Here is a 13733-nt window from a genome sequence, read left to right on the forward strand (position 1 = left end):
AAAAACCGCATATGGGTTCATGAGTACAATGAATCCCTACTAAAAACGAATAAAAATGGAACCGCTAGAAAAAACAAACGAAGAAAACTTGTCGAAAACAAAATACGACGGAAATGGAAGAAGTCCTTTCAAACCAACTGGTGCATTTATCGGTGCCTCATGGACTGCCCTACTAACAGGTATAGTGGGTTATTGTATAGGTTTATGGAACGCCGGCATGGAGCTAAATGAAAAGGGGTATTATTTTACCATACTACTCTTTGGGCTGTTCGCTGTTATCTCTGTACAGAAGAGCGTACGAGATAAAGCTGAAGGCCTGGCTGTAACGGAGATGTATTACGGTTTAAGCTGGTTTGCAACAATAGCTGCTATTGTATTATTGATAGTTGGCCTATGGAACGCTACTCTCACACTGAGTGAAAAAGGATTTTATGGAATGTCCTTTGCTCTTAGCGTATTTTCAGCCATTGCTGTACAAAAGAATACCCGAGATGCTAAAATGTTCGAAGATAAAAACATATAAATAGCGGTTACCTCGCAGTACCTGTCTGGCAGGGCTGCGGGGTTTTAATAGACCAAACGACTGTAAAAATGTTATATTTACATAGATCATATTCTTTTATTACTCGACCAAATTAAATCTAGATGGAAAAGATACAAAGAGAAGATATTCATCTCATAAGTAAACATAGCAATCTCTCTAAAAATGGTATTGCGAATGCGTTACGGGAGAAAATATATCCTGATAATGAATCTTGGCAAAAATTCCTTAGGTTGCTTTTTCTTACATTCGGCATAGGATTTACCGTATCTGGGATTGTTTTCTTTTTTGCCTATAACTGGGCAGACTTGCATAAATTCATCAAACTAGGACTAATAGAGAGCCTGATCATAATAACTACAGTCGTTGTCCTACTCCCTAGCATAACCAATACTACCAGAAGCATTATTTTAACGGGAAGTTCGGTATTAGTGGGCGTTTTATTTGCCGTTTTTGGGCAAATCTATCAGACAGGGGCCAATGCTTACGATTTCTTTTTGGTTTGGACACTGTTTGTTACCCTTTGGGTACTTGTTTCAAACTTCGCACCGCTATGGTTACTTTATCTTCTATTGATCAATACGACATTGATTCTGTACGATCAACAGGTGGCCAGCGACTGGTCTACCGTATTACTGTTCACACTACTCTTTCTGTTGAACAGCGGCATATTGATCATCGCTATGTTAATCTCAAAATATCAGAGCAGTATACGCATTCCAATCTATTTCCTAAATATCATGGCATTAGGGGCTGCAACTTTTGCCACAATCGGAATTATATGCGGCATTTTCAAACCTAGCATGCCCGAATTCCCTGTTTTGGCACTTAGTTGCGGACTAGCATTCATAGGAGGTATTTGGCATGGTATAAAAATCAAAAGTGGATTTTACCTTTCCGTAATTCCTTTTAGCTTAATCATCATCGTATCAGCCTTATTAATTAAAATTTCGGAAGATGAATGGATGTTTTTGCTTATTAGCGTATTCATCATTATCAGCGTGACACTTGTCATCCGAAATCTTATCAACATGCATCAGAAATAATCAACATGAGAAGTAAAGAAAATATTACTGATATATTGGACTATTTACGATCTATTGAGAAAGAGACGGTAAAGTTCGATGAAGAGCATATCATTGCCGCTTATCAGAAACAGGGTAATGATCAAACCTTACCCATAAAAATTGTATCCATTTTTGGTGGAATACTGGCAAGTCTTGCCTTCTCCGGCTTTCTCGTAATCACAGGGATATATCGGTCCACTTATGGCCTATTAGGTTTTGGAACAGCCTGCATGGTTATGGCTATCTGGATCAGCAAAAGGTACGATAAGGTCATACTAGATACAGTAAGTGTCTCTTCATTTATCATTGGCTTAATTTTACTGTGGTTCGGCCTGGATCAGTTGGGTATTCATGAAAATATACGCTACTTAACTTATATAATGCTCTCACTTTGCTCCTTAGCTATCGTTCGGGGCTATATACTAACTTTTGTCGCCATATTCACCCTGAACGGAAGTATATTAGCACTTATCTTATCTTCCCGTTGCTATGATCTGATACATGTCTATGTATCCTTGCTTGCGATGTTGGTCTGCTACTTTTTTCTTCAAGAAGCAAACATCGTTAACATGAGAAAAGCACTTTCAGCATTATATAACCCAATCAGAACTGGACTGGTATTTTCTTTCTTATCCGGATTGGTATGTCTGGGAAAAAAAGGACTGGTTTCAGCGTCACCTGACTATATATGGATTACATCGATTGTTTGCATTGCAGCAGTCTTATTTTTGACGTCTATTCTTCTTCCTGTTTTGAAGATAACGAAATCAATGCATAAGGTTTTCATATATACTTTCACCATCTTGACTTTGCTACCAACCGCCCTCTCTCCTGCCATATCGGGCACAATTCTACTTATGCTACTTAGTTTCTTGGTAAACTATAGAACAGGATTTGTTACTAGTATTATTGCACTTGTTTATTTTATTTCGCAATATTATTACGATCTCAATTTTACGCTTTTGACCAAATCGATATTGTTATTTTCATCCGGAATCTTCTTTATTATGGTTTACTTACTTACCCGCAAAAGCATCAACAAATGAAAAAGTACGCTGTGCCTATTATTATACTAAACCTAATCCTCTTGTTGTGCTACTTTAACTATTCGATAGCGAAGAAAGAGGAGCTATTAAAAGAAGGGCAACTCATTTTGCTGGAACTTGCTCCTGTAGACCCACGTTCGCTAATGCAAGGCGACTATATGGCATTAAGTTATAAGATATCGGGCAATATCCATGCGGATAGCATAGCAAGACGTGGCTATTGCATTATAAAAACTGATTCGGACAATATAGCGGAGCGATTGCGATTTCAAACGGAACTTACACCGTTAAAAACTAATGAATATCCTATCGCCTATACATCGCCCAATAAATGGCGTATCAACATTGGTGCGGAATCATTCTTCTTTCAGGAAGGAGAAGCAAAAAAATATGAGAACGCTAAATATGGAGGTCTAAAAATCGACAAACACGGAAACAGTTTATTGATTGGGCTTTACGACAAAAACTTACGGAAGATAGAGTAAAGCATAGCAGCATCCTAATAGATCGCATTTATACTACCGATTTTGGTTTAGCTATATGGGGTAACAATAAGCCTTGCCCAACGATTGTAAGAAGCACTACTACCGTTGTGATATAGATAATCGCATTTTTCATAGGGAATGCAGTACCGTCATCCAACACATTCGGGAGACCTATGGCTATAGCAAGCGATATGATTCCGCGCATTCCAGACCAGCTGATAATCATGCTTTCCTGAATACTTAACAGAATAGATTCAGGAATGGCTCTTCTCTTCGGTTGTAACTGCTGTTTATTAAAAGCCCTCTTCAATCGCTTTCTGTTCATAAAAACGCTCAGCATTCGTAACAACAATGCAGCAATTGTAAGCATGAACCCATAACCCGCATAGGTCAATAATTCGGGTGTACTGAGCTCCTTTACAACGATGGGAAGTTCCAGTCCGATCAAAATGAATATCAGTCCATTGAGCAAAAAGGTAATCATATCCCATATTGTTTCGGATTGCGTTCTTATTTTTTCCGGAAATTTTATCTTACTCAAACGTGATATACCAAATCCCAACGTAACAACGGCAATCACACCTGAGGTATGGACTGTTTCTGCAATCAGATAGGTTACAAATGGAGCCAAGAGAACAAGACTCAGCACTGCGGTACCATTATTCCGAATGAACTTAAGTATAAAAGCCAATGCTCTAGCGAGCATAATACCTATCAAGAAACCGCCAACCAGCAATACAATAAAGGTTAAAGAGGCATTCCATAAAACGAAAGCTGTTCCGGTTAATGCGGCTAAGGCAAATCTATAAGCAACAAGTGCTGATGCATCATTTAATAAACTTTCTCCCTCCAATACAGTAGAGGTCAATGGCGATAGTTTCATACTTTTGGTGATGCTTAACGCCGCTACTGCATCAGTAGGTGCAAGGATGGCACCAAGAATAAATGAAAGCGGCCATGTCATTCCAGGTATAAGATAATGTGCTATTACCGCTATCCCCGCAGTGGTCATAAAAACTAAACTGAAGGCCAGTGATGAAATGATAAAGAGGTTGGCTTTGAAGTCCTTTTGTGGAATTTTAAAAGATGCCTCATAAAGCAAGGGTGGCAAAAATAGCAGAAATATAATTTCAGAATCTATCTGGATGGTTGGCATAGACGGCAGAAAACCGATAGCTATTCCCGCAATTATGAGCACAATGGGAGCAGATACTTTAATTTTTTCTGCCAATGTGCTCACGATTACCATTACACCAAGCAACACTAAAATGATTGCGTAATTTTCCATATGTCGATTGCTACTATTTTTAACTTACTCATAAGTGCAATTATCATAAACTGCATTTGCAAATATAAAATAATACAAAGCATCGGATAGCAACAGTTGCAAGAGACTTACAGAAGAACAAGAAAATCTATTGCTTTATTAAAGAAAATCACTTTACTAATTTAAATGTCGGTATTCATTTGGTGTCACTCCCGTCTTTTGTTTAAACAGTCGTGTAAAATGCTGTTGGTATTTGAACCCTAAATCATTTGCTATTTCGTTAATTGTTTTTGTATTATCAAAGATCTTTGATTTAGCCTCATCTATCAGTTTACCCTGTATATAATCCAAAGCGGTACTACCCGTTTCCTTCTTAATAAGATCGCCAAAGTAATTAGGTGATAAATATAATTGCTCAGCACAATAGGTCACACTTGGCAGCCCTAAGGTGTGGGCCTTATCGGATTTGAAGTAATCATTAAGCAGGTTTTCAAAACGTACTAAAATATCTTTATTTATATTATTCCTGGTAATGAACTGTCGATCATAATAGCGCATACAATAGTTTAGGAACAATTCAATATTAGAAACAATCAACGTTTTACTGTGCTTATCAATGTTTTGATTTATTTCAATAGCAATTTTCGATAAACAGCCTATAATTGTTTTTCTTTCCTTTGTTGAAAGATGAAGTGCTTCGTTCACCTCATAGGAGAAGAAGGTATAGTCCTTGATATTTTTTCCTAATTGTGTTCCTTTAATCAGATCAGGATGGAAAATCAACGCATAACCAGTCGGTTTTGTTGCAACGCCTCCACTATCTATACCGTAGACTTGTCCGGGAGAAACAAAGACTAAAGTACCATCCTCATAGTCGTAGGGTTGGCAACCATATATCATATTACCACATTTAATATCCTTCAGAAAGACAGCATAAAGGCCTAAATATAACCTCATGTTGATTATAGTAGATATCTCATTAAATTTGACAACACTTACCAGCGGGTGAAGTGTCTCTACACCGATATAGCGATTATATTGTTTAACTGTATCAATTCTTTCCACTTGCTGCATAGCTTAAATCATTAGAGAGCAAATTTAACGAATCCTATTAGGTGTTTTTATCCACCATTGCAAATTCTGTAAAACTGGTAAATAAAACAGTATTCTGTATAAAACACATACAAGCTAAGCTTCCGTAATTTGTATTTGTCCGTTCATACGTAACGGTCTAAACAACTATTTAGCATTTAACTTGTTTAGATTACAATAAAATTTAGAATTTATGGAAGTAACCAATATCAAAGCTTATGGCACAGAAGCTGCTGAAGCACCCTTAAATCAATTAAGCATCAATCGTAGGAAAGCTACACCACATGATGTTGAAATTGATATTTTATATTGCGGTGTTTGTCATTCTGATCTGCATACAGCCCGTAATGAATGGCACGGCACCATTTACCCTTGTGTGCCGGGCCATGAGATTGTCGGCAAGATCAAAAGTGTTGGTCACCACGTCACCAAATTCAAAGTAGGTGATCTGGTAGGCGTAGGCTGCATCGTTGATTCCTGCCGTGAGTGTGATTATTGTAAAGAAGGTTTGGAACAATATTGTGAGCCGGGTATGATCGGCACTTACAATTCGCCAGACAAATATCTCAACACACCAACCTACGGCGGCTATTCAGAAAGTGTTGTGGTAGATGAAAACTATGTATTACGCATCCCCGAAAACCTGGATCTGGCGGCGACGTCACCGCTGTTGTGCGCTGGTATCACCACCTATTCACCACTTCGCCACTGGAATGTAGGTCCTGGCAAAAAAGTAGGTATCGTCGGCATTGGTGGCTTGGGACACATGGGAATCAAGTTAGCGAAAGCGATGGGTGCACATGTCGTCGCTTTCACCACATCCGAATCCAAATTCGAAGAAGCTAAACGCCTGGGTGCAGATGAAGTCGTATTATCTAAAGACGCTGAGCAAATGGCCGCCTACCGAGGCAAACTGCATTTTATTTTAGATGCCGTTTCTGCTGAGCACGATGTTAATGCCTACCTGAACCTACTTCGCGTAGATGGCTCACTGGCACTTGTGGGCGCACCTGAACAACCGCTTCCCATTGCCGCGTTCAGCGTAATTATAGGACGTAAGAGCTTTGCCGGTTCTGCGATCGGCGGAATTGCCGAAACGCAGGAAATGCTGGACTTCTGTGGGAAACATAATATCACTGCCGACATTGAAATGATTAACATAAAGCAAATCAATGAGGCTTATGAACGTTTGTTGAAAGGTGATGTGAAATACCGCTTTGTCATTGATATGGCATCGCTAAAAGGTTAATACCCGCTGTTGGCGTAAGAAGCGAGGCTTGTGGTAAGTCACAAGCCTCAAAACCGTAATAATGAGCATATATGGAAGCAATCTGACTTTTGCTCTGTTAATTGCTTTCGAAGAGCTTTCATTTTGCTGCGATTTATAAATTATGCACCACTAAAACCTAACCAATAAGCCTCCTCCCCAACGATATCTGGAGTCGTAGCCGCCAGAAAGGGATAATTTCTTTGCGAGCATATATTCAAGATCAAGATGATATTCCTTATCAGTATTGATCCGCCAATTGAAGAACATCTTGGGAAGAAGCCATTGTTCTCCTTCCAGTTCAGCCCGTACTCTTCCCTTCATGTTAACGCTCACATCTGCTTCAATAAAGAATGGTAGTGTATACCGAAAACCGAGCACAGGTAATTCATAATCCTGTTCGAAGGTTTGCCTGTTATTGAAAACATTGTAATACTGCTGTTGTAATCCCCTCAAGCCTACATAAGGTCTCAACCAGTCATTTAAATATCGCTCGTAGGAAACTTCTGCCTCATACTGCCCATCGTAGTTGGCATTTGCTTCCAAGCGGAAGGCATTACGTGTATTGAAGTAATTGGCTTGAAGTTCACTCATATGGCTCTTACCGGCAAGACTCCCGTAAAAGAACCATTGCCGGTCCTCATTCAACAGGTGCTTAATAGGAGCATCCACAAGAGCTGTATCACGTTCACTTCCTTCGTAGTGCACAATACGCGACATACCACTCATCATATGGTACAGAATATGGCAATGGAAAAACCAATCTTTCTGTTCGTCTGCAGCGAATTCAATGTTAACAGTAGTCATGGGAGGCACGTCTAAAGTGTGCTTGAAGGGAGAATATTCACCGTTTTCATTGAGCACCCTAAAGAAATGCCCATGAAGATGCATGGGATGGTTCATCATAGTCGTATTCTCTAAGGTGAACTGAACAATATCTCCCTTTTTTATATTGATTACATCTGCTTCGGAAAGTACCTTTTTATTGATAGACCAAACGTACCGGTACATATTACCCGTCAATGTTAGATGATATTTTTTCTTCGGTCGTTGTGGATCGAAGCTTGTTTTTTTAAGCGCGCTTAACATATCATAATTGAACACTACTTCGTCGGTTGAACCTTGCTTCATTTGCTGATTCGGCATTCCACTATGTTTGGAGTCCGCCATCTTGTTTCCGTCAGCCATAACTTGTTGCATGTCCATTTCTTCCATATTCATTTCATGGTTACTATGATCTGGCTTTTTAGATTTTTTATCCTCTTTCATTTTATCATCATTCATCTTCCGGTGACTCATATGATCCTCATCTGATTTATTTGGCTTGTCTTTTGGAACCATTTTAGACATTTTGTTCTTTTCGTCCATCTCGCCCATGTCCATTCCTTCCTTCTCCACGTCCGCTTCCTTCATTGTTCCATGATCCATTCCTTCCATTTTCATTCTACCCGGAAAGTTGACCGTCATATCCATCATCATTTTATCCATGTTCCACACATCCGGTTTCTTGATATCTTTCGCCTTTATCTTTTCACCTGTTCCGATGAAAACGGAAGCGGAGCCAGAAACATCCTGTGACGTTGCACGCAGTTCATGAGCGCCATGATGAGGAACAGTGATCAGAAAATCATAGGTTTCGGCAGTTCCTATCAGTATTTTATTAATAGCTATAGGCGTTACATCCAGTCCATCAGATGCTATCAATTGCATTTTCCCTCCGGCGTAATTCAGGTAAAAATAGGTAGAGGCCGAACCGTTGATCACCCTGACCCTCAACCGTTCGCCGGGTTTATATTGTGATAAATCGAGTAACCGTTTTCCATTGACTAGAAATGCGTCATAAAATACATCCGATAAATCCATTGCTGGCATCCGTTTCCATGCGCTTTTCACCCTTTGGAAGTAAGAACCATGTGCAATTAGTTTATCAAGGCTCTGTGCATACCCTTTTTTTATGGTATACCATTCGCTCGCAGGGTCATTCCGTTTAAGCGTTCTGTGGACTTCAGACGGTTTTTCATTTGTCCAATCTGATAGCAGGAGAACGACTTCGTGATCGACCGAATGCGTTTCTTCCTTCGGATGTATCAAGATCGGCCCATATAGGCCATTTTGCTCCTGCAACATCGTATGTGAGTGATACCAATAGGTACCGCTCTGCCTGAGCGGAAAAACGAACCTTCTTACTCCGCCAGGTTTTATTGGTGGTGTTGTTAGATAAGGAACACCATCTTCTATGTTCGGCAGCAAAAGTCCATGCCAGTGGGTGGATGTTTCATGATGCAACAGATTATGGACATAGATTACCGCTGTATCTCCTTCGGTAAATTCGAGCACAGGTGCTGGAATCTGACCATTGATAGCGATCGCATGGGTCTCTTTATTTTTTGCATAATTTACCACCGTATCTTTTACATAGAGATGGTACTCAACCGTTTTTCCTTTGGCATTCCCTATGGCCATGTCTATGGCGGAAGAGAAACTCTTTTCTTTGGGCTGAGCGCCATGGTGTTCATGTTGTGCCCTGATTGGGTTTACGCTTATTACCTGGAGGACGATAAAAAAAATTATTTGTTGAAAATTAATCCTTTTCATTGACGCGATTTTATTTTTAGTTGCGAACTTTCAGCAGACTGGCATTGATAGCCACGACCACGGTACTTACAGTCATCAGAATGGCTCCAGCAGCAGGGCTTAGCAAAACTCCCTGACTGTATAAAATGCCAGCCGCCAAGGGCAATGCAACGACGTTGTAGCCTGTTGCCCACATCAGATTTTGGATCATTTTGCGATAGGTTGCCTTTCCAAAGAGGATGAGGTTCACTACGTCTTTCGGATTGCTGTTAACCAATACAATACCTGCGGTTTCCGCAGCAATGTCCGATCCTGATCCTACTGCAATTCCTACGTCGGCCTGTGCAAGCGCCGGAGCATCATTAACCCCATCGCCCGTCATGGCAACATATTCACCCTTTGTTTGCAATTCCTTTATTTTTTCTAATTTCTGATGGGGTAAAACTTCTGCAAAGAAACTATCCATGCCCAGCTTTTTTGCAACCGATGCTGCGACCTTTTTATTGTCTCCCGTTAATAGAATGGACTTAATATCATGCTTGTGCAGGGTTTGGATAGCTTCAACTGATTCGGGTCTGAGCGTATCGGCTAATGCAATATAACCTAGCGGCGATCCGTCGACCACTACAAACACCACAGTAGATGCATCGTCTGCCTCCAGTGTATCGGGTAGTGTAAGGTTATTCTCTTTTAAATATCCGGGACTAACTACCTTTACCTGTTTTCCTTCCACATCGGCTTCAATCCCTTTTCCTGTAATAGCATTAAAGTTCCGTGCTTGAGGGATCTTAATTTCAAGTTCTTTTACTTTTTGAATGATTCCCGTTGCGATGGGATGCTCGGAATTCTGCTCTAAAGCAGCTGCCAGCCTTAAAATTTCTTGTTCATCTGTTGCTGTATCATAAGCAACAATTTTTGAAACCTCAAACTTGCCGACCGTTAATGTCCCCGTTTTGTCGAACACCAACGTAGTGATTTTCCGTGCATTTTCAAAGGCTGTTCTATTCTTAATCAGTAAACCATTCTTCGCTGATTGGGCCGTTGATTTGGCAATCACTAACGGAACGGCTAAACCCAGCGCATGGGGACAGCAGATAACAATAACGGTAACCATTCGCTCAATGGAAAATGCCAAATCTCTGTTCCCTGCAAAATACCAGTAAGAAAAAGTTATCACACCGGCTAAGATGGCAATCAGGGTGAGCCACCTTGCAGCAGTATTTGCTAGGAGCTGTGTTTTTGATTTAGAATTTTGGGCATCCTGAACCAGTTTAATTACCTGGGAAAGGTAAGACTCCGCCGACCCATGTGCAACTGTTATTTTGATAGCACCATTTCCATTAATCGCACCCGCAATCACCTCATCTCCTTCCCGCTTTTCAACAGGTTTAGATTCTCCAGTCAGCATGCTTTCATTCAGGTAACTTTCTCCATCTAGTATGATTCCGTCCGCTGCAACCTTTTCTCCCGGTTTTATCAATATGATATCTCCCTTCTTTAAATCGACTGTTTTGACAGCGTCCACCCGATCGCCATTTATTATATGGGCTTCATCGGGCATAAGCTGTACCAATAACTCCAGCTCTTTTGATGCCCCGGCGATCGATTTCATTTCAATCCAGTGTCCTAGCAGCATAATCAGGATCAAGGTGGCCAGTTCCCAAAAGAAGTCCATCCCCTCCAAACCAAATATGGTGGCCACACTGTATCCATATGCTACCGTTATCGCAAAACCAATCAATGTCATCATTCCCGGATCTTTTTGGCGCATTTCTTCAACCCATCCTTTCAGGAATGGCCAACCGCCATAAAAGAAGACAATCGACGAAAGTAGGGCTAAAACATACCTGTCGCCTTCAAATGATATCCTGATTCCGAGCCATTCCTGAATCATGTGTGATAGAAGCAAGATTGGAAAGGTCAACACGAGCACAACATAGAAACGTTTGCGAAAATCCGCGATCATCATGGCATGGTGATCGTGTCCTGCGTGCCCCATTGCGGGTTTATGTCCGTTATGTGATCCACTTTTGTGATTTGCGGTATTCATTTTCTGTTGGTCATCATGATTGTTATGATGTTCATGTGTTTTTCCTTCGTGATGAGCATGTTCCATAATTGAGCGTTTATTGGGTTTATATTCTACAATTTAATATCCATCTTGTTTCTCAGTGCTTTAGACCAGTTGGTTAAAAGACTGATTTCTTCATTACTCAACCTGGCATTGTGGTGAATCAGTGTATATGACCTTAGTGGCATTGCTTCATTCTCCAGTTGATTTTCCAGTGAGCGCAATTTGTTATATTGCTTCTTGATAGCGTAGGAGCCAAATTCATCAAAATTGAGTTCATCCTTCCCCCTTAAGATATGACCTTCCATAAATTTTGCAAAAGGCTGTATATTGCTGTACCATGGATATTCAGTACGATTACTATGGCAATCAAAACAGGCCTTCTGCAATATGGACTGTACCTTTTCAGGCACATCGTATTGCTTAGTTATAGCTTTGGCACCCCTTGCTGAATCATTACGTTCCGCTTTGGGGATAAACTGAACGGCTATTACAAATAATAAGAGAACGATCAATGTGGTAGTCAACGTCTTTTTTTGTTTTGCCATAGCAGATTTTATGTATTTAACTATTTCAGCCGTTGGATAATTTTTCGCTGATCGGCTTGTAAGGTTTATATTAAATTTTATAAGATCGTTCTGCTGAGCCCCAGTTTTAACTAATTAATAATTTCCTTTACTACTCCGCAGGTTAACATTTTGCTTCCGAAGTAAGGGTTCTTTATTTCCCTTGCTTCACTGAGCCACATGGCGCCCTCATTGTTTTTAGCCATTGGACAGTGTGCATTGTATATAGGTCGGCCTGCACCGAAACCCTTTACCAAAGCAGTGACATCTTCACTCATCATTATAAAATGCTCCCGTTGATGGTCTATATTACCCTCATTCTCACCAATATGTTCCGCATGTTCTTTTAAATCTTCTTCATTTTGGTTGTAAAGGGTCGCCTGTTCAGCAGTTAAAGCAGACTTGCCAAATTGGGCTATCACCGCAGCCATTGCTTTACCACCGTTGGCAGCTTCCTTACCATCATCATTTGAAAGTGCTGTTTTAATGTGTATATAGTGATTTACGATCTGCTTTATGGATGAAGCCACTTTTGGATCTACATGGATAAAACTGGCCTTAATTTCTGTTAAACTGGAATCGTCACCGATCGCATGAGGAATAGAACTTTCCATATTTTCCATGTTGTGATCTTGTTTGGCGGTTCTATCCGATTTCGAATTGCATGCTGCAAAGGCAAACGCTACTACAACCATGGCCCCGAAAATTATTTTTTTCATTTTCTTCCGTTTTTAATGTTTGTGTTGATGAGAATCTTGTTCCTGGTGTTCCTCGTTTTCAGTATTTGCAGCTATTTTTCGGTCATACTGACAACATTCGGGCAATTTATTATAGGTAACATCTTTTGCAGAAAAGTTCTGCGTGTCATGTCCAATCTGAGCAATCCTTTTTTGAATATCCTTATCGTTAACTTTCCCCGAATCGAAGGCGACGGTCATCATCTTTGAGTCCACATCCCAGGTCGCTTTACTTACACCTTCAATGTTTGCTGCTTTTTCGATACGCTTTTTACACATTTCGCAGTTTCCATAAACTTTAAATGAAGTTGTTTTTTCCTGACCGTACACAGCGGTACCAATGATAGCCATTATAGCTACTAACATAAATCTGATAGATTTCATGATAAAATAAATTAAATGTTAAAGTGAATATGATGATTGTGGCATTGGAAATGCCTTATTGTCCGAACCTGATCAGGTCGGAGTATAGACAAGAAGGTATTAAATGCGGAAAACGCGGTTTTTTAGATACAGTGGATTTGAATCCCCATGTGGAGGAGAATTATTTAAAGGGCTCTCATCTGTTATTGTTGAGAGAACCTGATAATCCAATACAGGATATAAAATTGTTGGCAGGATTATACTTATCTTCTGGAATTCGAGAAAGGCGATTTCGGAGCCCTTATGTAGTTTATCCAATTTAACCTGCTTATGCTCGTCTTTGCAACAATCTTTTTTCTTCCCGGCTTCTTTCTTCATGCCGCACTTACCACATACTTCTTCTTTTCCATGCCAGAGGTTAGTTTCTACAAACCGTTCCATACAATAGTGCAAATGCATGGTAAATCCGGTAGAAACACCGAGATAAAAGAAGGTCAATATGATAAGTAATAACTTCTTCACTGCTATGCAAAAGAAATAAAGATTCACTATAAAAAATTATACAATTCCGTTTTTGTTTTATATAATTTTATTCCAGTAAACCTTACCAGTGTTTTGTCATAATAAAAAAGCTTTGCCATTTCCCTTCTCTAAATA

At 40.0% G+C, this 13733-nt stretch carries 13 protein-coding genes; 5 read left to right on the plus strand and 8 right to left on the minus strand.

Annotation, left to right across the window (positions count from 1 at the left end; all coding sequences use genetic code 11):
* Window positions 1-55: 55 nt before the first annotated feature.
* From yiaA to BMY50_RS10485, 4 genes are all read left to right on the plus strand, one after another.
* Window positions 56-523: an inner membrane protein YiaA gene (gene yiaA, locus BMY50_RS10470; protein ID WP_093323274.1), complete on the plus strand. Its 468-nt coding sequence runs from the start codon at window positions 56-58 to the stop codon at window positions 521-523.
* A gap of 122 nt (window positions 524-645) precedes the next feature.
* Window positions 646-1587: a DUF2157 domain-containing protein gene (locus BMY50_RS10475; protein ID WP_093323277.1), complete on the plus strand. Its 942-nt coding sequence runs from the start codon at window positions 646-648 to the stop codon at window positions 1585-1587.
* A 5-nt stretch (window positions 1588-1592) separates the two neighbouring features.
* A complete protein-coding gene (locus tag BMY50_RS10480; RefSeq protein ID WP_093323280.1) occupies window positions 1593-2654 on the plus strand; it encodes a DUF4401 domain-containing protein in 1062 nt (353 codons plus the stop codon).
* Window positions 2651-3139, plus strand: a complete 489-nt coding sequence (locus BMY50_RS10485; protein WP_093323282.1) for a GDYXXLXY domain-containing protein — start codon at window positions 2651-2653, stop codon at window positions 3137-3139. Before BMY50_RS10480 ends, BMY50_RS10485 begins: the two co-directional genes overlap by 4 nt.
* Before the next feature lie 28 nt (window positions 3140-3167).
* Here the strand turns inward: BMY50_RS10485 and BMY50_RS10490 are convergent, their stop codons facing one another.
* Both BMY50_RS10490 and BMY50_RS10495 read right to left on the minus strand, forming a co-directional pair.
* On the minus strand, window positions 3168-4427 hold the full coding sequence (locus BMY50_RS10490; RefSeq protein WP_093323285.1) for a Na+/H+ antiporter: 1260 nt from the start codon (window positions 4425-4427) through the stop codon (window positions 3168-3170).
* A 156-nt stretch (window positions 4428-4583) separates the two neighbouring features.
* The gene (locus tag BMY50_RS10495; RefSeq protein ID WP_093323288.1) at window positions 4584-5480 is read right to left on the minus strand and encodes a helix-turn-helix domain-containing protein; all 897 of its coding nucleotides are present in this window, start codon (window positions 5478-5480) and stop codon (window positions 4584-4586) included.
* Window positions 5481-5691: 211 nt separating this feature from the next.
* Here BMY50_RS10495 and BMY50_RS10500 point away from each other — a divergent pair, with 211 nt between their 5' ends.
* Complete coding sequence (locus BMY50_RS10500; protein WP_093323291.1) at window positions 5692-6747, plus strand: NAD(P)-dependent alcohol dehydrogenase; 1056 nt, start codon at window positions 5692-5694, stop codon at window positions 6745-6747.
* 150 nt (window positions 6748-6897) lie between these two features.
* Here the strand turns inward: BMY50_RS10500 and BMY50_RS10505 are convergent, their stop codons facing one another.
* From BMY50_RS10505 to BMY50_RS10530, 6 genes are all read right to left on the minus strand, one after another.
* Window positions 6898-9360, minus strand: coding sequence for a multicopper oxidase domain-containing protein (locus BMY50_RS10505; RefSeq protein WP_093323294.1), 2463 nt, complete (start codon window positions 9358-9360; stop codon window positions 6898-6900).
* Window positions 9361-9376: 16 nt separating this feature from the next.
* On the minus strand, window positions 9377-11455 hold the full coding sequence (locus BMY50_RS10510; RefSeq protein ID WP_093323299.1) for a copper-translocating P-type ATPase: 2079 nt from the start codon (window positions 11453-11455) through the stop codon (window positions 9377-9379).
* Window positions 11456-11481: 26 nt separating this feature from the next.
* Complete coding sequence (locus BMY50_RS10515) at window positions 11482-11958, minus strand: heme-binding domain-containing protein (RefSeq protein ID WP_093323302.1); 477 nt, start codon at window positions 11956-11958, stop codon at window positions 11482-11484.
* A gap of 110 nt (window positions 11959-12068) precedes the next feature.
* On the minus strand, window positions 12069-12695 hold the full coding sequence (locus BMY50_RS10520) for a DUF3347 domain-containing protein (RefSeq protein WP_093323305.1): 627 nt from the start codon (window positions 12693-12695) through the stop codon (window positions 12069-12071).
* Between the two features lie 12 nt (window positions 12696-12707).
* Window positions 12708-13097, minus strand: a complete 390-nt coding sequence (locus tag BMY50_RS10525; protein WP_093323308.1) for a heavy-metal-associated domain-containing protein — start codon at window positions 13095-13097, stop codon at window positions 12708-12710.
* A 99-nt stretch (window positions 13098-13196) separates the two neighbouring features.
* Window positions 13197-13598 carry an HYC_CC_PP family protein gene (locus tag BMY50_RS10530; RefSeq protein ID WP_139202245.1) on the minus strand — a complete coding sequence of 134 codons (402 nt, stop codon included), beginning with the start codon at window positions 13596-13598 and terminating at the stop codon, window positions 13197-13199.
* Window positions 13599-13733: the final 135 nt, after the last annotated feature.

The sequence above is a fragment of the Olivibacter domesticus genome, from assembly GCF_900109575.1.
In the GTDB taxonomy this organism is placed as follows: Bacteria; Bacteroidota; Bacteroidia; order Sphingobacteriales; family Sphingobacteriaceae; genus Olivibacter; species Olivibacter domesticus.